The 23,494-nt window shown below is 71.6% G+C and carries 26 protein-coding genes and 1 tRNA gene; 14 read left to right on the forward strand and 13 right to left on the reverse strand.

The window, feature by feature from the left end; all coding sequences use genetic code 11:
* Positions 1–16 precede the first annotated feature (16 nt).
* The gene (locus ABZ478_RS24420; RefSeq protein WP_359552698.1) at positions 17–1,588 is read right to left on the reverse strand and encodes a helicase HerA-like domain-containing protein; all 1,572 of its coding nucleotides are present in this window, start codon (positions 1,586–1,588) and stop codon (positions 17–19) included.
* A 115-nt stretch (positions 1,589–1,703) separates the two neighbouring features.
* Here ABZ478_RS24420 and ABZ478_RS24425 point away from each other — a divergent pair, with 115 nt between their 5' ends.
* Together ABZ478_RS24425 and ABZ478_RS24430 are read left to right on the forward strand one after the other, a co-directional pair.
* The gene (locus ABZ478_RS24425) at positions 1,704–2,000 is read left to right on the forward strand and encodes a type II toxin-antitoxin system VapB family antitoxin (protein ID WP_004943146.1); all 297 of its coding nucleotides are present in this window, start codon (positions 1,704–1,706) and stop codon (positions 1,998–2,000) included.
* 96 nt (positions 2,001–2,096) lie between these two features.
* Positions 2,097–2,735: a LytR C-terminal domain-containing protein gene (locus tag ABZ478_RS24430; RefSeq protein WP_359552700.1), complete on the forward strand. Its 639-nt coding sequence runs from the start codon at positions 2,097–2,099 to the stop codon at positions 2,733–2,735.
* Between the two features lie 108 nt (positions 2,736–2,843).
* On the opposite strand, the gene upp is transcribed toward ABZ478_RS24430, so the two are convergent.
* Positions 2,844–3,479 (reverse strand): uracil phosphoribosyltransferase, encoded by a 636-nt coding sequence (gene upp, locus ABZ478_RS24435; RefSeq protein WP_359552702.1) that lies wholly within the window; start codon positions 3,477–3,479, stop codon positions 2,844–2,846.
* 132 nt (positions 3,480–3,611) lie between these two features.
* Between upp and ABZ478_RS24440 the strand changes: the two genes are divergently transcribed.
* The 8 genes from ABZ478_RS24440 (at position 3,612) to ABZ478_RS24475 (ending at position 8,218) form a co-directional block, all read left to right on the forward strand.
* A complete protein-coding gene (locus ABZ478_RS24440) occupies positions 3,612–3,794 on the forward strand; it encodes a hypothetical protein (protein ID WP_359552844.1) in 183 nt (60 codons plus the stop codon).
* Between the two features lie 333 nt (positions 3,795–4,127).
* Positions 4,128–4,667, forward strand: coding sequence for a hypothetical protein (locus ABZ478_RS24445; RefSeq protein ID WP_359552846.1), 540 nt, complete (start codon positions 4,128–4,130; stop codon positions 4,665–4,667).
* A 56-nt stretch (positions 4,668–4,723) separates the two neighbouring features.
* Complete coding sequence (tadA, locus tag ABZ478_RS24450) at positions 4,724–5,155, forward strand: tRNA adenosine(34) deaminase TadA (RefSeq protein WP_359552848.1); 432 nt, start codon at positions 4,724–4,726, stop codon at positions 5,153–5,155.
* A gap of 45 nt (positions 5,156–5,200) precedes the next feature.
* A tRNA-Ser gene (locus ABZ478_RS24455) sits at positions 5,201–5,285 on the forward strand.
* A 189-nt stretch (positions 5,286–5,474) separates the two neighbouring features.
* The gene (locus tag ABZ478_RS24460) at positions 5,475–5,654 is read left to right on the forward strand and encodes a hypothetical protein (RefSeq protein WP_358939341.1); all 180 of its coding nucleotides are present in this window, start codon (positions 5,475–5,477) and stop codon (positions 5,652–5,654) included.
* A gap of 10 nt (positions 5,655–5,664) precedes the next feature.
* Positions 5,665–5,958 (forward strand): Dabb family protein, encoded by a 294-nt coding sequence (locus ABZ478_RS24465; protein ID WP_359552704.1) that lies wholly within the window; start codon positions 5,665–5,667, stop codon positions 5,956–5,958.
* Positions 5,959–6,133: 175 nt separating this feature from the next.
* A complete protein-coding gene (locus tag ABZ478_RS24470) occupies positions 6,134–6,970 on the forward strand; it encodes an RNA polymerase sigma factor SigF (RefSeq protein ID WP_358939378.1) in 837 nt (278 codons plus the stop codon).
* Positions 6,971–7,282: 312 nt separating this feature from the next.
* Positions 7,283–8,218: an RNA polymerase sigma factor SigF gene (locus ABZ478_RS24475; RefSeq protein WP_358939337.1), complete on the forward strand. Its 936-nt coding sequence runs from the start codon at positions 7,283–7,285 to the stop codon at positions 8,216–8,218.
* Positions 8,219–8,291: 73 nt separating this feature from the next.
* Here ABZ478_RS24475 and ABZ478_RS24480 read toward each other — a convergent pair whose 3' ends face one another.
* Positions 8,292–8,489: a hypothetical protein gene (locus tag ABZ478_RS24480; RefSeq protein ID WP_359552705.1), complete on the reverse strand. Its 198-nt coding sequence runs from the start codon at positions 8,487–8,489 to the stop codon at positions 8,292–8,294.
* A gap of 204 nt (positions 8,490–8,693) precedes the next feature.
* On the opposite strand from ABZ478_RS24480, the gene ABZ478_RS24485 reads away from it, so the two are divergent.
* The 3 genes from ABZ478_RS24485 to ABZ478_RS24495 all read left to right on the forward strand — a co-directional run bounded on the left by ABZ478_RS24485 (position 8,694) and on the right by ABZ478_RS24495 (position 12,646).
* On the forward strand, positions 8,694–9,188 hold the full coding sequence (locus ABZ478_RS24485) for a MarR family transcriptional regulator (protein WP_359552707.1): 495 nt from the start codon (positions 8,694–8,696) through the stop codon (positions 9,186–9,188).
* Positions 9,189–9,201: 13 nt separating this feature from the next.
* Positions 9,202–11,721, forward strand: a complete 2,520-nt coding sequence (locus tag ABZ478_RS24490; RefSeq protein ID WP_359552709.1) for an MFS transporter — start codon at positions 9,202–9,204, stop codon at positions 11,719–11,721.
* 103 nt (positions 11,722–11,824) lie between these two features.
* The gene (locus ABZ478_RS24495; RefSeq protein WP_359552711.1) at positions 11,825–12,646 is read left to right on the forward strand and encodes a YceI family protein; all 822 of its coding nucleotides are present in this window, start codon (positions 11,825–11,827) and stop codon (positions 12,644–12,646) included.
* A gap of 63 nt (positions 12,647–12,709) precedes the next feature.
* Here ABZ478_RS24495 and ABZ478_RS24500 read toward each other — a convergent pair whose 3' ends face one another.
* Positions 12,710–13,420, reverse strand: coding sequence for an ANTAR domain-containing protein (locus ABZ478_RS24500; protein WP_359552713.1), 711 nt, complete (start codon positions 13,418–13,420; stop codon positions 12,710–12,712).
* Positions 13,421–13,574: 154 nt separating this feature from the next.
* Here ABZ478_RS24500 and ABZ478_RS24505 point away from each other — a divergent pair, with 154 nt between their 5' ends.
* Positions 13,575–14,045 carry a PPOX class F420-dependent oxidoreductase gene (locus ABZ478_RS24505; RefSeq protein ID WP_359552715.1) on the forward strand — a complete coding sequence of 157 codons (471 nt, stop codon included), beginning with the start codon at positions 13,575–13,577 and terminating at the stop codon, positions 14,043–14,045.
* Positions 14,046–14,121: 76 nt separating this feature from the next.
* Here the strand turns inward: ABZ478_RS24505 and ABZ478_RS24510 are convergent, their stop codons facing one another.
* The 9 genes from ABZ478_RS24510 to ABZ478_RS24550 all read right to left on the reverse strand — a co-directional run bounded on the left by ABZ478_RS24510 (position 14,122) and on the right by ABZ478_RS24550 (position 23,452).
* A complete protein-coding gene (locus ABZ478_RS24510) occupies positions 14,122–14,880 on the reverse strand; it encodes a TetR/AcrR family transcriptional regulator (RefSeq protein WP_359552717.1) in 759 nt (252 codons plus the stop codon).
* A 241-nt stretch (positions 14,881–15,121) separates the two neighbouring features.
* Positions 15,122–17,314, reverse strand: a complete 2,193-nt coding sequence (locus ABZ478_RS24515; protein WP_359552719.1) for a glycosyltransferase family 39 protein — start codon at positions 17,312–17,314, stop codon at positions 15,122–15,124.
* Positions 17,311–18,858: a bifunctional glycosyltransferase family 2/GtrA family protein gene (locus tag ABZ478_RS24520; protein WP_359552721.1), complete on the reverse strand. Its 1,548-nt coding sequence runs from the start codon at positions 18,856–18,858 to the stop codon at positions 17,311–17,313. The genes ABZ478_RS24515 and ABZ478_RS24520 overlap by 4 nt, the downstream gene beginning before the upstream one ends.
* 14 nt (positions 18,859–18,872) lie before the next feature.
* Complete coding sequence (locus ABZ478_RS24525; RefSeq protein ID WP_359552723.1) at positions 18,873–20,492, reverse strand: HAMP domain-containing sensor histidine kinase; 1,620 nt, start codon at positions 20,490–20,492, stop codon at positions 18,873–18,875.
* Positions 20,489–21,229 (reverse strand): response regulator transcription factor, encoded by a 741-nt coding sequence (locus ABZ478_RS24530; protein ID WP_359552725.1) that lies wholly within the window; start codon positions 21,227–21,229, stop codon positions 20,489–20,491. The genes ABZ478_RS24525 and ABZ478_RS24530 overlap by 4 nt, the downstream gene beginning before the upstream one ends.
* Before the next feature lie 117 nt (positions 21,230–21,346).
* Complete coding sequence (locus ABZ478_RS24535) at positions 21,347–22,237, reverse strand: DUF2797 domain-containing protein (RefSeq protein ID WP_359552727.1); 891 nt, start codon at positions 22,235–22,237, stop codon at positions 21,347–21,349.
* Positions 22,238–22,361: 124 nt separating this feature from the next.
* Positions 22,362–22,700 carry a hypothetical protein gene (locus ABZ478_RS24540; protein WP_359552729.1) on the reverse strand — a complete coding sequence of 113 codons (339 nt, stop codon included), beginning with the start codon at positions 22,698–22,700 and terminating at the stop codon, positions 22,362–22,364.
* A gap of 47 nt (positions 22,701–22,747) precedes the next feature.
* Complete coding sequence (locus ABZ478_RS24545; RefSeq protein ID WP_359552731.1) at positions 22,748–23,017, reverse strand: BRO family protein; 270 nt, start codon at positions 23,015–23,017, stop codon at positions 22,748–22,750.
* Positions 23,018–23,083: 66 nt separating this feature from the next.
* The gene (locus ABZ478_RS24550) at positions 23,084–23,452 is read right to left on the reverse strand and encodes an HGxxPAAW family protein (protein WP_359552733.1); all 369 of its coding nucleotides are present in this window, start codon (positions 23,450–23,452) and stop codon (positions 23,084–23,086) included.
* Between the last annotated feature and the right edge of the window lie 42 nt (positions 23,453–23,494).

Raw genomic sequence — 23,494 nt, forward strand, 5'->3', positions numbered from 1 at the left:
CAGCCGGCGGAGGCGGTCACCGCCTCCGCCGTGCCGTACCGAACAGGGAGCGGGTGATCTCGCGGCCGATCTGGGTGCCGACCGAGCGGGCCAGTGACTTGAACATGCCGCTGCCCACCACCTGTTCGACCAGCGACGGCTCCTCCTTCGGCGCCTTCGCCTCCGGGGTGCGCTCGGCCTTCGGGGCCCGTGCCTCCTCCTGGGCCCGGCCCGGCCCCGGTGTCTCGGCGGCCGGCCGTTCGCTCAGCCGCTCGTACGCCGACTCGCGGTCCACAGCCTGTGCATAACGTCCGTGGAGCGCGGACTCCCGCACCGCCCGGTCCAGCTCCGGACCGTCCACCGGGCCCATCAGGGACTCCGGGGCGCGCAGCCGGGCAGCGGCGACCGGGGTGGGGGCACCGGTCTCGCTGAGCACGGTCACCACGGCCTCGCCGGTGCCGAGGACGATGAGGAGCTCCTCCAGGTCGTAGGCGGAGTCCGGGAAGGTCTTCACGGTCGCCTTCAGGGCCTTCTGGTCGTCCGGGGTGAAGGCCCGCAGCGCGTGCTGGACGCGGTTGCCGAGCTGGCCGAGGACGTCGGACGGCACGTCCTTCGGGGTCTGGGTGACGAAGAAGACGCCCACCCCTTTCGAGCGAATCAGGCGCACGGTCCGCGTGATCGACTCGAGGAACGCCCTGGAGGCGTCGCTGAACAGCAGATGCGCCTCGTCGAAGAAGAAGACCAGCTTGGGCCGGTCGACGTCGCCCACCTCGGGCAGGTCGTGGAAGAGGTCGGCCAGCAGCCACATCAGGAAGGTGGAGAAGAGCTGCGGTCTGTCCTGGACGGCGGGGAGTTCCAGGACGGAGACGACGCCCCGCCCGTCCGGCGCCGTCCGCAGCAGCTCGGCCGTGTCGAACTCCGGCTCACCGAAGAAGTCCGCCATGCCCTGCGCCTCGAAGGCGGTCAGCGAGCGCAGGATCACCCCGGCCGTGGCGGTGGACAGCCCGCCGATGTTCCTCAGCTCGGCCTTGCCCTCGTCCGAGGTCAGGAAGGCGACCACGGCCCTGAGGTCCTTGAGGTCGACCAGCTCCAGGCCCTTGGTGTCGGCGTAGTGGAAGATCAGGCCGAGGGACTGCTCCTGGGTCTGGTTGAGCCGGAGCGCCTTGGACAGCAGCACCGGCCCGAAACTCGTGATCGTGGCCCGCACCGGGATGCCGTGACCGAGCCCGCCGAGCGCGAGGAACTCCGCGGGGAAGCCGGCCGGCGTCCGGCTCTGGCCCACCTCGGCCGCGCGCCCCTGGACCCGGTCGTTCGACACGCCCGGCCGGGAGACGCCGGAGAGGTCGCCCTTGATGTCCGCGAGGAACACCGGCACGCCCTGCGCGGAGAGTTGCTCGGCGATCAGCTGGAGCGTCTTGGTCTTGCCGGTGCCCGTGGCGCCCGCGACCAGCCCGTGCCGGTTGAGCATGGGCAGCGGGATGCGCACCGGCGCGCGCGGGAGGCACCGGCCGTCCCAGAGCAGGGCCCCCAGATCCAGGGCGGGACCGGTGAATGCGTATCCGGCGCGGATCCGTTCGGCCTCGGCGGGGAGCGGCTCGCTGTCACTCATCCACGGCCCCTGTCTCCGATAGCGCCCGGTATGAGCGTCTTCGCTCCGGCATTTCCAGCGTCGCACTGCGGCGCCATGGCTGCGCCCGGAACGTCTGGACCGGTAGGCTTTCCGTGTGATCTTCAAGCGCATCGGAAACGGCCGGCCGTACCCCGACCACGGCCGGGAAAGCACCCGGCAGTGGGCGGACGTCGCGCCGCGCCCGGTCCGCCTCGATCAGCTCGTGACCACCAAGCAGCAGCTCGATCTGGAGACCCTGCTGGCCGAGGACTCGACGTTCTACGGCGACCTCTTCGCGCACGTCGTGAAGTGGCAGGGCGACCTGTACCTGGAGGACGGCCTCCACCGAGCGGTGCGCGCCGCCCTCCAGCAGCGCCAGGTGCTGCACGCGCGCGTGCTGGAACTCGACTGACCCGCACGACACGGCCGTTGCCCCTTTCGGGTCCACTGAGCGGCGTCTGCTGATCATCTAATAGGCATCGCCGCTCGGGCGGACTACGCTGCGCTCATGAGCATGCTGACTCCTCCCGGCATGGGCGGCCAGTACCGGATCACGGGGGACAAATACCCTCGGATGCGCCCTCCCCGGCGACGCGGCAGGCTTGTGGCCGCCGGGGTGGCGTCCGTCGCCGCGCTCGGCCTGATCGGCTGGGGCACCCTGCAGCTCATCGACGTCTTCACCGGGAGCGGCGAGAAGTCCGCGGCGACCGGCACCAGGGCCGAGTGCCCCGTCGCGAAGGCTTCCGCGGCGCCCGTCAGGGCCCTGCCCGAACCCCGCACGATCACCGTGAACGTCTTCAACGCCACGACCCGCAGCGGCCTCGCGAAGGCCACCGCGGACGAGCTGAAGAAGCGCGGCTTCAAGATCGGTGACGTGGGCAACGCGCCCAAGGAGTACGACAAGAAGGTCAAGGGCGCCGGAGTGCTCCTCGGCCCCGCCTCCGCCCTGGACACCTCGCTGCCGGTGCTCGCCACCCAGCTGGCCGGCGCCGAGCGCCGTACCGAGGCCGGCCGCAAGGGGACCGGCCTCGACCTGATCATCGGCGACAAGTTCGGCGGCCTGGCCCAGCGGGCGGCCGCCGACCAGGCCCTGGCCCGGCTGAGTGAACCGCAGCGGACGACCACCGCGTCGAAGAAGGGCTGCTGAGCGGGCCGGACCCAGGGCCTGTCCGGCGGATCACGCCGGACACGCGGGGCCCGGCACGCGCCGGCGGGGAACCGCCGGCCGGAGCCGGCCAGGTCCGCCGGAAAGGGCCTACTCGGCCGCGCCGTACAGCCGGTCGCCCGCGTCCCCGAGGCCGGGGATGATGTAGCCGTGCTCGTTGAGGTGGTCGTCGACGGCCGCCGTGACGACCGTGACCGGGGTGCCCGCGAGCTCCCGCTCCATGATCTCGACGCCCTCCGGCGCGGCGAGCAGGACCACCGCGGTGACGTCGTCGGCGCCGCGCTTGATCAGCTCCTGGATGGCCGCTACCAGCGTGCCGCCGGTCGCCAGCATCGGGTCCAGGACGTACACCTGGCGGCCCGAGAGGTCCTCCGGCATGCGTGAGGCGTACGTCGAGGCCTGCAGCGTCTCCTCGTTGCGGATCATGCCCAGGAAGCCCACCTCGGCGGTCGGCAGCAGCCGGACCATGCCGTCCAGCATGCCGAGACCGGCCCGCAGGATCGGCACCACCAGCGGGCGCGGCCGGGCGAGCTTGACGCCGGTGGTCCGGGCGACCGGCGTCTGGACGTCGACGGCCTCGGTGCGCACGTCCCGCGTGGCCTCGTAGGCGAGCAGGGTGACCAGTTCGTCGGCGAGCCGGCGGAAGGTCGCGGAGTCGGTGCGCTGGTCGCGCAGCGTGGTGAGCTTGTGAGCGACCAGGGGGTGGTCGACGACGTGGAGACGCATGCCCATAACAGTAACCGCGCCCGGCCGCCCGCCGCGCTGGCATCAAACCGGCCGTCCGAGGGAAAGTGGGAGGGACGGACCCGGGGTGGTGTGACAGTGCCTGACCTGCCTGATCATGAGACCGACGCCGCCGTGGACGCCGGGAGCGCGACAGGCCGCCGGCGACCCGAGACGGACGCCGAGCGCCGGCGCCGACGCGCCCAGTTCCTGCGCGACCTCGCCGAGGCCCGGGCACTGCGCGACCGCGTCCAGCCCCGGCGGGCCAAGGCCGCCCGGTTGCGCCACGCCATGCGGATGCGAACCTTCCGCTGGTAGGGGGATTCCGTCGTACGGTCGGGTGGGAAGAGACCCGTGGGAAGACAAGCCGGTGGGAAAGACCGGTGAACGCACCGGTGTTGCCCGGGTGGACGTGCGTGAGCGCCGCTGACGCCGCGTACGATCCGCAGGTGGCGGCAACGGACGCACACGTGGTCCGGTCACGGATCCACGATCAAAACTGCCGGACACAGGGAGCCGAAGACGTCCCCTGAGCGTCTTGTTTCTGCCACGATTCCGAGTGGGCGGGGCCCGAGCCGAGCTCTACCCGCCCAGAGACCTCCGCCGGGGGGACCCCCAACCGGCACGCCTATGACCAGTGGGAGAGTCACGGTGTACTTCGCCGCACTGCTCGCGCGCACCGAAGACGGGTGGGAAGCGAGCGACACAGAGCTCGACGATGTGGAAACCCTGTCGGATCTCGCCGACCTGGCCCGGGAGGCCTCTCCCGAGGAGGACACCGTGCTCGTCCTGATCGAGCAGGAGGACGCCTGGTTCGGTGTCGTCCGCGTGGACGGCGAGGACGACCCTCGCATCTACGTCTCCGACGCGGCCGCCGCCGCCCGCAGCGCCTACGGCGAGCTGCTGCTCACCGATGAGCTGCTGGGCCGCGAGCCGGGCGCCGACGACGGGCCCGACCTGGATTCCCTCGACCTCGACGGCACGGAGGACGGCGAGTCCGACGAGGACGACGAGGACGAAGCGGACGGCGCCGCCGCCGACGCGGTGCCGCACAGCCCGGTGGGCGACGGCGAGATCCTCGACGACCTGGGCATCAGCCAGAAGGAGCTGCGCACCCTGGAGGCCGACGACGCGCTGGGCACGATCGCCGAGGCCCTGGGCGCCTCGGAGGTGCTGGAGACCGTCCGCTGAGCACCGAGCACACCACGGGCGCACCCGACCCGGTGCGCGACCCCTGGCGGGCCGCGATGCGGCTCGCCCTGGACGAGGCCCGGCTGGCGGTGGAGGGCGACGACGTCCCCGTCGGCGCCGTCCTGCTGTCCCCGGACGGCACGACGGTGCTGGCCGCCGGGCACAACGAGCGCGAGGCCACCGGCGACCCGACGGCGCACGCGGAGGTCCTCGCCCTCCGGCGGGCCGCCGCGAAACTCGGGCAGTGGCGGCTGGCCGGCTGCACGCTGGTCGTCACCCTGGAGCCCTGCACGATGTGCGCGGGCGCGCTGGTCCAGTCCCGGGTGGACCGGGTGGTCTACGGCGCCCGCGACGAGAAGGCGGGAGCGGCCGGCTCGCTGTGGGACGTCGTGCGCGACCGGCGGCTCAACCACCGCCCCGAAGTCGTCGAGGGCGTCCTGGCCGAGGACTGCGCCCGGCTGCTCACGGAGTTCTTCCGGGACCGCTGAATTCCGATTTCAAACCTTGCCCCACCTTGCTGTAAGGTCTCCCTCGGTAGCGTGTCCGAGCGGCCGAAGGAGCTCGCCTCGAAAGCGAGTGTGGCGCAAGTCACCGAGGGTTCAAATCCCTCCGCTACCGCTCTGCACGAGAGGCCCGGTCCGATGGACCGGGCCTCTCGTTGTTTTCCCAACTCCCCGCGCACCGGACCGCGTTTGGGTCCACCACGACTCGCACACAATTCCCCGGCCGGAACACACGAGCGGGCGGATAAACTCACGGCCGACAACAGGGCACCGAAGAGTCGCAGCAGGTACAGGGGAGGCCGCGGTGGCGGTGAACGCCAAGAAGATCGCCGTGTACGTGCTCGCGGTCTTCGCGCTGTACGTGATCATCACTGACCCGGCCAAGGCGGCCGACTACGTCCAGATAGGCTTCGAGGGCATATCGGACGCGGCCAAGGCCATAGGCGACTTCATGACCTGGATCGCCGACGGAGCACAGAGCTGAGGTACACCCCATGATCCGCCACCTGGTCCTCTTCAGGCTCAACGAGGGCGTCGAGCGCGACGATCCGCGGGTCGTGGCGGGCGTGGAGGCCTTCCGGGCGCTCGGCGGCCAGATCGAGGAACTGCGGTTCTGGGAGTGCGCCTGGAACATCAGCGACCGGCCCATCGCCTACGACTTCGCGATCAACTCGGCGGTCGAGGACCGGGACGCGCTGCGGCGCTACCTCGAGCACCCGGCCCATCAGGCCGGCGTCGCGCTGTGGCGGGAGTTCGCCACGTGGGTGATCGCCGACTACGAGTTCTGACCCGCGCGCGCCCGAAGCCCCCCATGGAAGAGATGGGGGGCTTCTCCGCGTCCCGGGCCCCGAACTGGGCGCCGTCCGGCCACAACACGACGTTATGCGGTGCTTGCACACAGTGCACATGTCTTGTGATGCTATGACCGCTTTTGACGGATGACTGACCGATGAAGAGGTGGCGTTGACCGTGTCGGCCAGTACTGCGCCGCCCCAGGACGAGGTACCCAGTCCCTCCCCTCCGACCCCCGAGAAGCGCCGCGGCGCCGACACCCGCGCCCTGACCCAGGTGCTCTTCGCCGAGCTGAAGGACCTGACTCCCGGCACGCCCGAGCACGACCGGGTGCGCGGCGCGCTGATCGAGGCCAACCTCCCGCTCGTGCGCTACGCGGCCGCCCGCTTCCGCTCCCGCAACGAGCCGATGGAGGACGTGGTCCAGGTCGGCACCATCGGCCTGATCAACGCCATCGACCGCTTCGACCCCGAGCGGGGGGTGCAGTTCCCGACCTTCGCGATGCCGACCGTGGTCGGTGAGATCAAGCGCTACTTCCGGGACAACGTCCGCACGGTCCACGTACCGCGCCGGCTGCACGAGCTGTGGGTGCAGGTCAACAGCGCGACCGAGGACCTCACCACGGCCTTCGGGCGCTCCCCGACGACCGCCGAGATCGCCGAGCGGCTCAGGATCGGCGAGGACGAGGTGCTCTCCTGCATCGAGGCGGGACGCTCGTACCACGCCACCTCCCTCGAGGCCGCGCAGGAGGGCGACGGACTGCCCGGCCTGCTGGACCGCATCGGCTTCGAGGACCCGGCCCTGGACGGCGTGGAACACCGCGACCTGGTCCGCCATCTCCTGGTCCAACTCCCGGAACGGGAACAGAGAATCCTGCTGCTGCGCTACTACAGCAATCTGACCCAGTCGCAGATCAGCGCGGAACTCGGTGTGTCCCAGATGCACGTGTCCCGGCTACTCGCGCGTAGCTTCCAGCGGCTGCGATCCGCGAATCGCATCGAGGCATAACCGGCGCACGGGAGCACACGCCGGAAAACGCCAGCCCACGGCGTATCGAAAGCGGGATCGATCACTCACCGGGGAGAGCGAATCGCCCACCGGGTCGGTTCCCGACAGTTGTGCGTCGAAAGCCCGTCAGACCCCGTCTTTCCAGGGCCTATTCACGTCTGACATGTCGACATGTCACTACAGCGTGTTGCCGACATGTGACATTCTGCGGGAAGCGCGTTTGCCGGAGCTCCGGCGCCGGTATTCAGGTGAAGGCTGCGTTGCTCGAAAGGCAGCACCGCCGCGACCGTCCCGCGACCCAAAGGGGGTGGCATGTCCGCAGACCAGGGCAGCTCGAAGGTCCTCACGCCCACGAGCGAGGCAGCGCCCAAGGAGCTCCACGCTCTCGACGTCCTCGACGGCATCGAGGGCGTCACGGCCCTCGATGCCGTGCCGGCCCAGGCCGACCCGGCCACCGCCCCTGCCCCGGCCCCGCCGGTCGCGGCGGACATCGACACCCGGACCCTGTCCCGGTCCCTGTTCCTGCGGCTGGCCGCACTCGACGAGAGCAGCCCCGAGCGCGCGTACGTCCGGGACACCCTGATCGAGCTCAACCTCCCCCTCGTGCGCTACGCGGCGGCCCGCTTCCGCTCCCGCAACGAGCCGATGGAGGACATCGTCCAGGTCGGCACCATCGGCCTGATCAAGGCGATCGACCGCTTCGACTGCGAACGGGGCGTGGAGTTCCCGACGTTCGCGATGCCGACGGTCGTGGGTGAGATCAAGCGCTTCTTCCGCGACACCTCGTGGTCGGTGCGCGTCCCGCGCCGGCTCCAGGAACTGCGCCTGGCCCTCACCAAGGCCAGCGACGAGCTGTCCCAGAAGCTGGACCGCTCCCCGACGGTCACGGAACTGGCCGCCGTGCTCGGGGTCTCCGAGGAGGACGTGGTCGACGGCCTCGCGGTCGGCAACGCCTACACCGCCTCCTCGCTCGACTCCCCGGCCCCCGAGGACGACGGCGGCGAGGGCTCTCTGGCCGACCGCCTCGGCTACGAGGACACCGCGCTGGAGGGCGTGGAGTACCGGGAGTCCCTGAAGCCGCTGCTGGCCAAGCTCCCGCCCCGGGAGCGCCGGATCATCATGCTGCGCTTCTTCGCCAACATGACCCAGTCGCAGATCGGCGAGGAGGTCGGCATCTCCCAGATGCACGTCTCCCGGCTGCTGACCCGGACCCTGGCCCAGCTGCGGGAGGGCCTCATCTCGGACTGACGGGCACAGGGCCGCCGAGCCGCCGTCGCGGCAGCCTCGGCGGCCTTCGTGTGTCCGGAGCCGGGCGGGTGTCCTACTTGAGCGCGAGCCAGGCGACGGCGGCGACGACGACCACGGCCAGCACGACGCCGATGATCAGGCCGACCCGGGGTCCGGAGGAGGCGGGCTGCTGCTGCTGCCGCCCCTGGGGGCCCTCGTCGACGAACGCGCGGAACATCTGGGTGCTGCCTGCGGGGTCGTAATTGCCCTGGGGGCCCTGGGTGTTAGCCATGGCCCGAGACACTAGCGAATCCGGTGGTGCGACCCAAGTGGGGGTCCACCGGGACAGACGGGGTGCGGGCGGCCACTCCGACCAGCGTATTTACGTTCGCAATACTTGCCTTTGCCAAGTTTTTGCGCCGCTAGGCCCCTGGTTATTTGCCTGCAGCAACCAACCGCTCTATGGTTGCCCTAAGCAACGAATACGGGAGGTGTGATGGCCGAGCAGACGCAGTACGAGGAGCTGGTGCGTCAGTTCAGCGCCTTCGGAGCCGTGAAACGGGAGCTGGGGCGGATCCTGCCGTCCGAGTGCCCGGCCGGCTCGGCCGCCGTGCTGACCCTGCTCGGCCGCCACGGCGACATGCGCATGAGCAAGCTCGCCGAGCTGCTCTCCGTGGACATGTCGGTCACCAGCCGGCATGTCGCGCACGTCGCCGCGCGTGGCTGGATCGAACGGCACCCGGACCCCGCGGACAAGCGCTCGCGCATCCTGCGCCTGACGCCCGACGGTCTGGAGCAGCTGGACGAGCTGTCCCGGCGGACCACGCGTCTGCTGGCGGAGCGGCTCGACGACTGGACCGACGACGAGGTCGGCCAGCTCATCAGGCTGATGGCGCGCCTGCGCGCGTCCTTCGGCGACTGCCGCTCGACCCCGGTCCGGATCCCCGCGCCCGTAGTCGAAGAGACCACCCGTACACCCGCAAGCACGTAAGTAAAGGAAGCCCATGGCAACGACCACACCAGCCGGTGTGCGGGCTCACGCCAAGCACGGGGGAGGCACAGGTCACGCCCCGATGACCCACCGGCAGATCATGGAGGCCCTGTCCGGGCTCATGCTCGGCATGTTCGTGGCGATCCTGTCGTCCACGATCGTCTCCAACGCCCTGCCGGAGATCATCGGCGACCTCGGCGGCGGTCAGTCCGCCTACACCTGGGTGGTCACGGCCGCCCTGCTGTCGATGACCGCGGCCACTCCCCTGTGGGGCAAGCTCGCCGACCTGTACAGCAAGAAGGCGCTCGTCCAGATAGCCCTGGTCATCTACGTCGTCGCGTCGATGGCGGCCGGCCTGTCGCAGAACCCCGGCATGCTGATCGTCTGCCGCGTGGTGCAGGGCATCGGCGTCGGCGGTCTGTCGGCCCTGGCCCAGATCGTCATGGCGGCGATGATCTCCCCGCGCGAGCGGGGCCGTTACTCCGGCTACCTCGGTGCGACCTTCGCCGTCGCCACCGTCGGCGGCCCGCTGCTCGGCGGCGTCATCACCGACACCTCCTGGCTGGGCTGGCGCTGGTGCTTCTACGTCGGTGTCCCGTTCGCCGTCATCGCGCTGATCGTGCTGCAGAAGACCCTGCACCTCCCCGTGGTCAAGCGCGAGGTCAAGGTCGACTGGGGCGGCGCGTTCTTCATCTCCGCCGCCGTCTCCCTGCTGCTCCTCTGGGTCACCTTCGCCGGTGACAAGTACGACTGGGTGTCCTGGCAGACCTACGCGATGGTCGGCGGTTCGGTCGTGCTCGGCGCGCTCTTCGTCCTCGTCGAGGCGAAGGCGAGCGAGCCGATCATCCCGCTGCGCCTGTTCCGCAACCGCACCATCACGCTGGCGTCGCTCGCCTCGCTGTTCGTCGGTGTCGCGATGTTCACCGGCACCGTCTTCTTCAGCCAGTACTTCCAGCTGGCCCGCGACGAGTCCCCGACGATGTCGGGCGTGCTGACCATCCCGATGATCGGCGGCCTGTTCATCTCCTCCACCGTCTCGGGTCAGTTCATCACCCGTACCGGCCGCTGGAAGGGCTGGCTGGTCAGCGGTGGCCTCCTGGTGACGGCCGGCCTGGCCCTGCTGGGCAGCATCCGGTACGACACCGACTACTGGAAGATGGCCATCTTCATGGCCCTGCTGGGTCTCGGCATCGGCATGATGATGCAGAACCTGGTCCTCGCCACGCAGAACCAGGTGGCGCCCTCGGACCTCGGCTCGGCCAGCTCCACGGTCACCTTCTTCCGCTCCCTCGGCGGTGCGGTCGGCGTCTCCGCCCTCGGCGCGGTGATGGCCCACCGGATCACCCACTACGTCACGGACGGCATCGGGGCCCTGAGCCCCAAGTACCAGGCCGCCATGGCCGGCTCGGGTTCCACCGACACCATTCCGGACATGGACAAGCTGCCGCTGCCCATCCGGACGCTGCTGGAGAGCGCCTACGGCCACGGCATCGCCGATGTCTTCTACATCGCGGCCGCCCTCGCCGCCGTCGCCTTCCTGATCACGCTGTTCATCAAGGAGGTCCCGCTGAAGACAAAGGGCGCGCTGGCCCAGGCCGCGGACGCCGAGGCGCCCGCCCTGGACCCGGCCGCCGCCCCGGTCGTCGCCGAGGCGCAGACGATCCCGGCCGCGGTCGCCGCGACCACCGGGACCGGGTCCGAGGGCACCGCCCCGGCGGCCGCCGCGCGGCAGGTGACCGCGGTCGCCACGGTCGCGGAGCCGGGCACGGGAGGCGGCACCCCGGTGCACGGATTCGTCCGCGGCGCCGAGAGCGCCCCGGTCCCGCAGGCCGCGGTCACGCTGATCTCGCTGTCCGGCCGCCAGCTCGGCCGCTCGGTCGCCCAGGCCGACGGTTCCTACGCGGTGGACGCGCCGGGCACCGGCTCTTACGTCCTGATCGCCTCCGCCGACGGCTTCCAGCCGCAGGCCTCCACGATCGTGGTGGGCGAGGAGCCGCTGTCCTACGACATCCTGCTCAGCGGCACCAGCGGGCTGACCGGTGTGGTCCGCTCGGCCGGCAGCGCGCTGCCGGTCAAGGACGCGATGGTGATCGTCACCGATGTGCGCGGGGACCTGCTGGCCACCGCCGCCTCCGGTGAGCAGGGCGAGTTCGCCTTCACCGACCTGGTGCCGGGCGCGGTGACCGTCGCGGTCAACGCGAGCGGGTTCCGGCCGCGCGCGCTGCCGGTCGAGGTCGCCACCACCGGGGTCACCCGGATCGAGGTCGACCTGGACGCCGGCGCCCGGCTGCAGGGTGTCGTGCGGGCTCCGCACGGCGCGCTGGCCGACGCCCGCGTGACCCTGGTCGACCAGGCGGGCAACGTGGTCGGCACGGCCACCACCGGGACGGACGGGGCGTACGCCTTCACCGACCTGGACGGCGGCGACTACACCGTCATCGCGACGGGCTACCCGCCGGTGGCGACGGCCCTGACGGTGAACGGCACCGGAGTCGACGGCCACGACATCGAACTCGCCCACCCCGGCGAGTAGTTCGATCCCCGGCCCGTGACGGCGCGCGCCTTGAGCAGAGACGCGCCCGTCACGGGCCGGTTCCATACCACCGATTTATCTGGCTTTTCAGGGAGAAGACGGGATGGGACTGACCGCGAGGATCCGTACCCGGGACGGATGGGCCGTGTCGCACGCCGTCGTCACGATGACCGACATGACCGGTACGCAGGTGCTGCGGGCCGAGGCGGACCCCGAGGGCGCCGTACGGGACGTCACCGAGCTGGCGCCGGGGGCGTACACAGTGATCGTGACCGCCGTCGGCTACGCGCCCGCCGCCTCCAGCGCCATCGTCACCGCGAGCGGACGGGCCGAGGTCGGCACCGTCACGCTGGCCCGGCAGGGCGGCACCGAACTGCCGCCGCCCGGCCCGTGGACCATCGACCCGGCGCACTCCTCCGTCGCCGCCGTCGCCCAGCACCTGGGGATCTCCAGTGTGCACGGCAGGTTCACGGAGTTCGGCGGGACCATCGAGATCGCCCCGGACGACGTGACCAAGTCCCGCGTCGAGGCGGTGATCCGGGCCGCGTCCGTCGACACGGGCAACGGCATGCGGGACACGCACCTGCGGTCCGCGGACTTCCTCGACGTCGAGCGGCACCCGGAGATCACCTACCGCTCCACGGGCGTGACGGTGGCCGGCCCGGACCGCTGGACCGTGCACGGCGAGCTGGCGATGCACGGCGTGGTGCGGCCGGTCGACCTGGACCTGGCCTACCTCGGCACCGGCGCCGACCCGTGGGGCGGCACCCGAGCGGCCTTCCGGGCCACCACCGAACTGCACCGCGAGGACTTCGCGATGAACTACAACCAGGTCCTCCAGGCGGGCATCGCCGCCATCGGCACGACCCTCAGGGTCGAACTGGACATCCAGGCGGTCCAGGGCGAGTCACTGCCCGCCGCCTGACGCGAACGGCCGACGGCCCGCGGCCACTCGCAGTGGCCGCGGGCCGTCGTCGTTTCCGGTGGCTCAGTTGTCGGTGGCGCCCACGATGCGCCGGGCCAGGTCCCGCAGTTTGACGTTCTCCCGCTGCGAGGCGCGCACCAGGCTCTCGAAGGCCGCCGCCGCGTCGATGTCGAGACGCTCCATGAGGACACCGGTGGCCTGCCCGATCAGGTCCCTGGTGTGCATGGCCTCGGTGAGCTGCTCATGGACGGTCACCGCGTTCAGGGCGAGGCTGACGTGCGCGGTGAAGAGGCGGCCGAGGCGGGCGGTGGTGTCGTCGAAGGCGCGCGGCTTGCCGGAGTAGGCGGTGAGCACGGTGAGCCGGCGCCGGTCGGCGCGCAGCCGCAGCGACAGCACCGAGCGCAGCCCCAGGTCCGGCAGCGGTCCCCGTTCGGTCTCGGCGTCGTCGGGCAGCCGCACCACCGGCGAGGTCCACAGCCGCTCCCAGTGCGGGAGCTCCGGGGCCTCGGCGTCCCGCACGATGTCGTCGGTCCAGGCGACCGTACGGCGGCCCTCTCCGCGGTCGATCTCCAGGACCCCGGCGTGCTCGGCGCCGGGCAGCAGCTCCACGGCGAGCCGGACGGCGGTGCTCAGCGTGGCCTGCGGGGTGGTGGTCTCGTGCAGCTGCCGAGCCGCCAGCGTGAGCGCCTCCGCCAGCTCCAGGCCGGCCGGAAAGCGGGTCACGTCGAAAAAGTCAGGGGAAGCCACCACGAACCTCTCGGGTGTCACGGCCATACGGCCATGCTCAGGAGAGCTCCGCAGCACATTCCTGACTGCGAGCACACGACATCTGCACTTTAGCTGCTCCGTTGCGGTGAAGTGACGCCCGGATGATCCTGTGCCCGACAGGGTCAGGCTGACCGGGCCCCGCTCGCCCTAGGCTGCGTCCATGGCACCGAACATCGCGACGAACACCCGGGTATCGCAGGCCGAGCTGCTGGACTTCGTACGCCCCAGGCACCGCGCCATCCTGCTCACCCGCCGGACCGACGGCAGCCCCCAGGGCTCCCCGCTCACCTGCGGGGTGGACGACGCGGGCCGGATCGTGGCCTCCACCTACCCCGAGCGCGCCAAGACCCGTAACGCCAAGCGGGATTCCCGGGTCAGCCTGGTCGTCCTCAGCGACGAGTGGAACGGGCCCTGGGTCCAGATCGACGGCACGGCCGAGGTCATCGACGCGCCCGACTCGGTCGAGCCCCTGGTCGAGTACTACCGCAACATCGCCGGTGAGCACCCGGACTGGGACGAGTACCGCGAGGCGATGCGCAAGCAGGGCAAGTCGATCATCCGGGTGACACCGGAACGCTGGGGCCCGGTGGCGACCGGCGGGTTCCCGGCGCGGCTGGCGGAGGGCGACTAGCCGGGGCCCACGTCCCCTTGGCGGCGAACGGCCGGTCTCCCGGCGTGGCTGCGGGACGGCGGCCGGCCGGTCGCCGTCAGCCCCTGGCGACCATCGCCTCGATGCCGGCGATCAGCAGGTCGAGGGCGAAGCGGAAGTCCCGGTCCATCATCTCGCCGACCGTGTCGCCGCCCCGGGCCGCCATCAGTTCCCGGGACTCCCGGAACATCGCGGCGGTCCCGGGGTCCTCGGCGACCAGGGACATGGCCTGGCGGTAGTACTCGTCCGCGGTCAGTCCCGTGTCCGCCGTCCGGGCGAGGAAGTGGCCCTCGACCGTGCCGTAGCCGTACACGAACTGGAATACGGCCGAGATGGCGCCGGTGACTCCGTGCGCGGGCAGCCCGGCGCGGCGCACGACCCGCTGGACCACGCGGGAGAACGCCAGCGAGTTGGGGCCGATGTTGAGGTACCGCCCGGCCAGCGGCGACAGCCAGGCGTGGCGCACCAGCAGCGCCCGGTACTCGCCCGCCAGCGCCCGCAGTTGCTCCCGCCAGTCGGCGCCGTCGTCCTCCGGGTCCGGCAGCCGCAGTTCGCCGTAAACGGCGTCGAGGGCGAGTTCGAGGAGGTCGTCCTTGGTGTCGACGTACCAGTACAGGGACATGGCGGTGACGTTCAGCTCGGCGGCCAGCCGCCGCATGGAGAACTTCGCCAGGCCCTCGGCGTCCAGCAGCCGCACGCCGGCCGCGGTGATCCGTTCCCGGTCCAGGCCCGAGGGCCGGCCACCCCGTCCGCCGCGCCGTGTCCTCGCCGCCAGCCAGACGCTGCCCCGCGCCGACCCGTCACCGGTCCTGGCCACCGACGCACCTCTCTCGAACTCCGGTCACCGCCCCGGACGTGGGGCGCGCGGCCGTGTCGGTACGGGGCTCCGCCGCCTGGGCGCGGCCGACCGCACACCGCCCGCAGCGGCACGCATACCCAGGGCCGCAGGCTCTTAGGCGGTCCGTGCGGGAGCCGACCCGACCGGGGGAAACGGACGTGCCGTACACCGCGCGGCCTGGGCCCCGCGGTGTACGGCGGTCGTCATCGGCCGTTCTTCGTCAGGCGCTCTTCGTCAGGTCGTAGAAGGTGGCCGAACCGGCCGTCACCTTCTTGAAGTTGCCCTGCACCCACGAGCTGATCTCCGACGCGGAACCGCTGCCGCTGCCGCCCATGCCGCCACCGGCGATGAAGTAGTGGATCTTCCCTTCGGCGACGTACTTCTTGAACCGGGCCAGGTTCGGGGACGGGTCGGTGCCGTTGAAGCCGCCGATCGCCATCACCGGGTCGCCGGTGGCGAGCTGGTAGCTCGCGGCGTTCTGGGAGCCGAGGGAGGCGGCGACCCAGGTGTACTCGCCCGCGTCCGTCTCCAGCAGCTTCTTCGCCGCCGAGCCGACCTGCGCGCCGTCCAGCAGACCGCCGGCGCCACCGCCGCCCGCGCGGCCGCCCTCGCCCATGGCACCGCCGCCCGGGAAGCCGTTCCCGTTCCGCGGCCCCTGGCCCTGGGTGTTGCCGTTCTGGCCCGGCATGCCCCCACCGGGGAAACCCTGGCCCTGGCCCGGCCGGTTCCCGTTCCCGTTCGGCCGGCCTTGTTGCCCCTGCTGGTTCTGCTGCCCCTGGCCCGACGCCCCGCCGAAGCCGCCCGGCATGCCACCGCCGTCGCCGCCGGGGCGTCCGCCGCCGAAGCCCATCGTGCTCGCACCCGCCGGACCGGCCGTCGGGATGGAGCCGGTGTGCGCCGAGTTCACCGTGCTGAGGGTGTACGCGGCCGGGCCGGCCAGCGCGGCCACCAGGCCCACCGCCGCCGCGCCGAGGGCCGGTCGCCGGGAGATCCGGCCGGCGAAGACGAGTCCGAACGCGGCCGCGAGGCCGCCGACCAGCACCAGCCACCTCAGCCAGGGCAGGTAGTCGGAGGTGCGGTTGAGCAGGATGTAGCCCCAGGCGGCCGCGGCCACCACGGCGGCGGCGAGCGTGATCGACGCCCAGGTCTCCCGGCGCCGCTCCCACAGCAGCCCGGCGCCCATGCCGGTGACGGCCGCGACGTAGGGGGCGAGGGCCACCGTGTAGTACTGGTGGAAGATGCCCGCCATGTAGCTGAAGACCACCATGGTCATGAGCAGCGAGCCGCCCCACACCAGGAACGAGGCGCGCGTGGCCGACGTCCGCCGGGCCCCGCGGGTCGCCCACAGGCCGGCGGCCAGCAGGATCAGCGCGGCCGGGATCAGCCAGGAGATCTGGCCGCCGATCTCGGAGTCGAAAATCCGGTCCCAGCCGGTCTCGCCCCACTGGCCGGAGCCGCCCGCGCCGCCGCCACCGCCGCCGACGCTGCCGGTCTCGTCGCCGCTGATCCGGCCGAGGCCGTTGTAGCCGAAGGTCAGCTCGAGGAAGCTGTTGTTCTGCGAGCCGCCGATGTAGGGGCGGGAGGAGGCCGGCCACAGCTCGACGATCGCGACCCACCAGCCGCCCGCCACCACGAGCGCGACGGTCGCCAGAGCCAGTTGCACCAGCCGCTTGCGCAGCCGGACCGGACCGCAGACGGCGTAGACGATCGCCAGCGGCGGCAGGACGAGGAACGCCTGCAGGGTCTTGGCGAGGAACGCGAAGCCGATCGCGACACCCGCCCACACCAGCCACCGGGTCCGCCCGTCCTCCACCGCGCGGACGACGAAGTAGCAGGCCAGCGACATCAGCAGGGCCAGCAGCGCGTCCGGGTTGTTGAACCGGAACATCAGCGCGGCGACCGGGGTGAGCGCGAGCACCGCGCCCGCGATCAGACCGGCGGCGGGGCTGAACCGGCGCCGTACCGCGGCGTGGACGACCGCCACCGTGCCGACGCCCATGAGCACCTGGGGCGTGAGTACCGCCCACGAGTTCAGGCCGAAGATCCGCACCGACAGCTCCATCGGCCACATGAAGGCCGAGGGCTTGTCGACGGTGATGGCGTTGCCCGCGTCCAGCGAGCCGAAGAAGAACGCCTTCCAGGATCTGCTGCCCGCCTGGACGGCCGCCGAGTAGAAGGAGTTGGCGTAGCCGGAGGCGCTCAGGTCGTACAGGTAGGTGACGAGGGCGAGGGCCAGCAGACCGAGGAAGGCCGGCCGCGCCCAGCGCGGGTCCTCGGGGCGGCCGCGCCACACCCGGGACACGAAGGGCCGACGGGGCTCGGCCGCCTCCGGAGCCGGCGGGGGAGCCGTGGGGGGCGGGCCCCAGACGGCGGGGGTGCCCTGCTGGGCGGGCTGGTCGAAGTGCGTGGTCATCGGGGGTCCCCCGGGTCGGTGTAGTGAGGGCGCACCGGCTGCAGCGGCATGGTGCCGTCCCTCCAGGTGCCGTCCGCGGCTTCACCGGCGCGGACCTGGGCGGTGGTCTGGTGCGGGCCGTACGCCGGGTGCGGCAGCGGGCGGCGCGGGAGCGGCCCGTCCGGCCGGTACGGCGCGGGCGTGGCGTGGCCCGGCACGGACGTCGTGGCGTACGTCGGCGAGGACGCCGTGGCGTGGGCCGTCGCGGGCAGGAGGTGCGCGGACGGGGTGTGCGCGGCGACCACGGTGGAGACCGGGCCGTCCTCCGGACGGTCCGGGAACACCCAGGCCCGGAAGAGCAGGAAGCGCAGCACGGTCGCCGCGAGGTTGGCGGCGATGAGCACCGCCAGTTCGGTGGAGTGCGCGGGGCTGCCGCCGGCCGCGTTCAGGGCGGCCAGGGAGCCGCTGGTCAGGGCGAGTCCGATGGCGAAGACGACCAGGCCCTGCGCCTGGTGCCGGACCGCACCGCCCCGGCCGCGCACCCCGAAGGTCAGCCGGCGGTTGGCGGCCGTGTTGGCGACCGCCGAGACCAGCAGCGCGAGTGCGTTGGCGATCTGCGAGCCGGAGAACTGCCGGAAGACGCTGTACAGCAGCAGGTAGAACAGCGTCGAAAGACCGCCGACCACGCAGAACCCGACGAGCTGGCGGGCAAGACCGCGGGGCACGTCCTGGATGTCGCGGTCGCGCGGGTCGTCCCCGAAGGGCCGGGCGAGCCGGTCCAGCGGCAGCGAACCGGTGGCCAGCGCCCGGCCGACGCGCCACACGCCCCTGAGGTCGTCGGTCGCGGTCCGCACGATGTGCACGGTCGAGTCGGGGTCGTCGACCCAGTCGACCGGCACTTCGTGGATCCGCAGCCCGGCCCGCTCGGCGAGCACCAGCATCTCGGTGTCGAAGAACCAGCCGGTGTCCTCCACCAGCGGCAGCAGCACCTGCGCCACCTCACGCCGGATGGCCTTGAAGCCGCACTGCGCGTCCGAGAAGCGAGCCTGCAGCGAGCCGCGCAGGATCAGGTTGTAGGCCCTGCTGATGAACTCCCGCTTGGGACCCCGCACGACCCGTGAGGCATGGGCCAGCCGGGAGCCGATCGCGAGGTCGGAGTGGCCCGAGATCAGCGGCGCCACCAGTGGCAGCAGGGCGTTGAGGTCCGTGGACAGATCGACGTCCATGTAGGCGAGGACCGGCGCGTCGGACGCGGACCACACCGTCCGCAGTGCCCGGCCGCGGCCCTTCTGCTCCAGCCGGAACGCGGTGACCCCGGGAAGCTGCTCCGCCAGCCGTGCCGCCACCCGCGGGGTGCCGTCAGTGGAGGCGTTGTCCGCGACGGTGATGCGGAAGGCGTACGGGAAGGTGCGCGCGAGGTGCTCGTGCAGTCTGCGCACGCACGGCTCGAGGTCCTTCTCCTCGTTGTAGACGGGGATCACTACGTCCAGGACAGGCGTACCGGCGTTTCCGGCCGGGAGGTGCTCCCGCGCCGGCAGGGTGCCGGGAGAAGAGTCGGTTCGCATGGCACCGACTCTCCTCAGGCGCCCTGTTCCACCCATGTGGTGGCACTGTGCCGTGCCTGTGAGTGCGATTCCCAGTTCGTCGCGGGGTCCGGGCGCACCTCGGTGGGGCCGAGCGCGGGCAGGTGCACGGTGAAGACCGTCCGCCCCGGCACGCTGTCCACGGTCACGGAGCCGCCGTGCGCGGCCGCGACGGCCTGCACGATGGCGAGCCCCAGGCCGGTGGACCCGGTGGCCCGCGAGCGGGCGGAGTCCCCGCGGGCGAACCGCTCGAAGACGTGCGGCAGCAGCTCGGCCGGGATGCCCGGCCCGTTGTCCTCGACGGCGACGCACATCCACGCCCCGCGCCGCTGCACGCGCGCGGTGACGGTCGTCCCCGGCGGGGTGTGGTTGCGGGCGTTGCCCAGCAGGTTGACCAGCACCTGCTGCAGGCGGGCCGCGTCCGCGGACACCGGCGCCGGTGTGTCGGGCAGGTCGAGCCGCCAGTTGTGGTCCAGGCCGGCCGCGCGGGCGTCGCTGACGGTGTCGACGACGAGCGGCACGAGATCGGTCTGCTCGAACTGCAGCGGGCGTCCGGCGTCGAGCCGGGCGAGCAGGAGGAGGTCCTCGACGAGCAGGGTCATCCGTCCGGCCTCGGACTCGATACGGCCGAGGGCGTGCCGGGTGTCGGGTCCGACCTGTTCGCGTCCGCGCCGTGTGAGCTCGGCGTAGCCGCGGATGGAGGAGAGCGGCGTGCGCAGTTCGTGGCTGGCGTCGGCGACGAACTGCCGTACCCGGGTCTCGCTCTGCTGCCGGGCGTGCAGCGCGCCGTGCACATGGTCGAGCAGGCGGTTGAGCGCGGCGCCCACCTGGCCGACCTCGGTGTGCGGGTCGCACTCCGCGTCGGGCACCCGCTCGCTCAGGTTCACCTCACCGGTGTGCAGGCGCAGTTCGGAGACCCGGGTGGCGGTGGCGGCGACCTTGCGCAGGGGTCGGGTGGCGACGCCGACGAGCGCGTATCCGGCGATGACGGCGGCGACGAGACCGGCCGCGGTGACGCTGATCTCGACGAGGATCAGGGTGTCGATCGTGCTGTCGACCGAGGCCGTCGGTACGGCGACGTAGTAGGCGCCGTTGTCACCGGTCCGGTACTCGACCCGGTACGTGCCGAGGCCGGGGACGTCGACGGTGTGCTGTCCCCCGTCCTCCCGCGGAACGGCCTGGAGGACGGCGATCTGCGCCTTGGTCAGCGGCTTCGGTTCCATCTCGAAATCGCTGGGAGACTGCTTGCCACGCTCGGCGTCGGTGATCACACCGTTCTCGACCACGGCCGCGATGGTGCCCTGCGGCTGCGGGCCCTTGGTGACGAAGCTGGTGAGGACCGGGGGATGGGTCTTGGGCTTCTGCCCGCCCGGTGCCATGCCGCCCCCGGGCTCCTCGCCTGGCGGGCCGAAGGAACCGGACGCGCGTCTGGCCACCTCGTCGAGCTGCCCGTTGAGCTGGTCGTACAGATGCGAGCGCAGCGCCAGCGTGGTGACGGTGCCGATCACCGAGCAGACCACGGCGATCAGCACCACCGACGCGACGACGAGCCGGGTCCGCAGGGTGCGCGGCTGTCCCGCTCGTCTCCGCGGACGCGGCCGTCGTCGTCCGCTCATGACACGGCGGGCTTGATCAGATAACCGGCCCCACGGCGGGTGTGGATCATCGGCTCCCGGCCGGCGTCGATCTTCCTGCGCAGATAGGAGATGTACAGCTCGACGACGTTGGCCTGCCCGCCGAAGTCGTACGACCACACGCGGTCCAGGATCTGCGCCTTGCTGAGGACGCGCCGCGGATTGCGCATCAGGAAGCGCAGCAGCTCGAACTCGGTCGCGGTCAGGTGGATGTTGTCCCCGCCCCGCGACACCTCGTGGCTGTCCTCGTCCAGGGTCAGGTCACCGACGACGAGCATGGAGTCGGACCTCCGGTCGGCCGCGCCGGAGCGCCGGATCAGCCCGCGCAGCCGGGCCACGACCTCCTCCAGGCTGAACGGCTTGGTGACGTAGTCGTCGCCGCCCGCGGTGAGCCCGGCGATCCGGTCCTCGACCGCGTCCTTGGCGGTCAGGAAGAGCACGGGCACGTCGGGCAGATCGCGGCGCAGCCGCTGGAGGACGGTCAGCCCGTCCATGTCCGGCAGCATCATGTCCAGGACGACGGCGTCGGGCCGGAACTCGCGGGCCGTCCGTATGGCGCCCTGCCCGTCGCCCGCGCTCCTGATCTGCCAGCCCTCGTAGCGAAGAGCCATGCTCAGCAGTTCGGTGATCGACAGTTCGTCGTCCACCACAAGCACGCGGACGGGGCTCCCGTCCGGCCTCAGCAGTTCGGTGCGCCCCTGGGGCGAGATCGTGGTCATGGTGGACACCCTGTCGGGGTCCTCTGAGAAGACGCTTTCCCCAGTCTGTGATTTTCCTGAGAAACACACAGGCGGTTCTCAGGGAACACCTGGGAACCGCCCATCCCCTCCCGCGCCTCAGAACAGCCCGTCGGGCTCCCTCGCGAACTCTCGTACCGGAAGACCGAGTTCACCGGGTTCACCGGAGTCCGACGCCCGGGGAACCACCTCCCACCCGCTCATCAGCCGCGTGTCGAGGACGACGACCCCGTGCCGCCCGCCGACCGCCAGATGCAGATCGGGCCCGGCGGCCGCGACCAGCTCCCCGCTCACGGCCCCGCCCGGCACCAGCTCCACCACCTCCCCGGCGGCCGCCGCTGCCGCCGGGGTGAGCAGCCCGAACCGCTCCACGTGGTCCACCACCCGGCACGGCTTCCGGCTCAGCGACTCCGGCCACCCTCCGAGCGCGACGGCCCGCGCGTGCAACTCCTCCACCTCGGCCGCCCGTTCGGCCGCCGTCCCGGGCAACGCCGCCCGCACGGCCCGCTTGTCCGCGTACGGGATCCGGTCCGGCACCCGGAGCGCGGCCCGCAGCAGTTCCTCCGTCCGCCGGGCCGCCATCAGCGGACCGGCACCCAGCCAGGTGTAACAGACGGCGCCCTGTTCGAGCAGCCGGACCGGACCGCGCTCGACGGCGGTGATCCCGACCTTGACCAGGCCGGGCCCGAACCAGGCCAGGTACACCCGGTACGGCCGCGGATCATCGGCGAGGGTGTCCGCGGCCACCGAGTGCGCCCGGTCCAGCCGCGCGCACTCCTCGCACCGGGCCCCCCTGCTCCGCCCCGGCACCCCGGCCGCCACCGGACACGCGTTCCCCCGGGCCCCCACACACCGCCGCACGGCCCCCTCCGGCACGGCGAAGGCCACCCTCTTCCCCCAGGACAGCCCACTGCGCCGCCCCCCGTCCCAGACCAGCACGGGACCACCGGACGTCCACCGCAGCCCCGAGCACTTCCACACGCGTCCCATCACTCTTGAGGGTAGAGGGGAGCACTGACAGTGCCCTTGGGGCGATCGCGAGCGCTACGGTACGCAGGGGACCGAAGCCGCAACCTCGCGATGCGGCTTCGGGCCCTTCGCCGGTGTCGCCGGGCTACGGCAGGACGTACACCGGCACCCCGTCCTCCGCGCTCCCCACCTGCCGCACACACCCTCGCTTGATCAGCATGCGCACACAGTCGTGGACCCGGCCGAGCGTGAGCCCGGTACGGCTCGCCACCTCCTCCAGCCGGACGATGGCATCGGCGATCGGCTGGGGCATGAGGTAGGCGGTACCGCCGGTGGGGGCGGGTTGCACGGGGGCAAGGTCGAGGGAGTAGGAACCGTCACGCTGGACGGTTTCGACGACCTCCGACACCCAGGCCTTGAAGGGCGCGCACTCCGGCTTGGTGCAACCGTTGACGAGCGCGATCAATCCGCGTCGATTCACCATCCGCATCGACTTCTTGAGTCCATGACCTGCAATTTTGCTCGAAGCGTCTAGTCCATAGACGCTTCCAGCAAGATCCCCGATACTCTGCTGACAATCTGCTGACAATCTGCTGCGACATGCCACGACAGCGCCTGCCGCGTGTTCGCGTAGCCGAGACTGACGGCCACGTCCACAGCCGGAAACCAGTGCTCGCCCTCCGGCGTCGTGAGCCTCCGCACTCGCGCCCCCGTGGCCGCGAACACGAAGTCGCCGATGTCGATCGCGTCCTGCTGCCGTACCGCCGACCGTTCCGTCGCCGTGTCGTTCTGCTCGTACATCGAGCATCACCTCCATCCCGGAAGCCAGGCAGGATGATCGTCAACACCCGGGCACAGAAAGCACATTCACTCGATAGGAGACAGAGGTATCGATTCCGCGCCCGCCTCGCCCGGCACCGCCACCACGGCGTTCGCGCTCTGCCGCCCCCGTCCCGCCAGGCGGCAGCTGACGCAGTCCGGGTGTCCCGCGCGGGCCTGGGTGTCGCGGACCCGCATGCCCCACTGCGCCCGTGGCCGCACGCCCGGCGGCTTGCCCCAGCCGGACAGGTGCAGCGCCCAGGTCACCAGGACGCTCACGGCGACGACGGCCAGGCCGCCGGCCACCCCCGCCGCCGAGGCGGCGCACACGCCCCACCCCAGCACGCCGCTTCCGACGGTCGCGACGCCGGCGCCGGTCCAGCCGGCGATCGTGTGACCCTCGTCGTACAGACTCATAAGGCCGCCTCCAGGGACAGCGACAAAAGTTCCCTCACGGAC

It is taken from the genome of Streptomyces sp. NPDC005706 (assembly GCF_040631045.1).
Classification (GTDB): domain Bacteria; phylum Actinomycetota; class Actinomycetes; order Streptomycetales; family Streptomycetaceae; genus Streptomyces.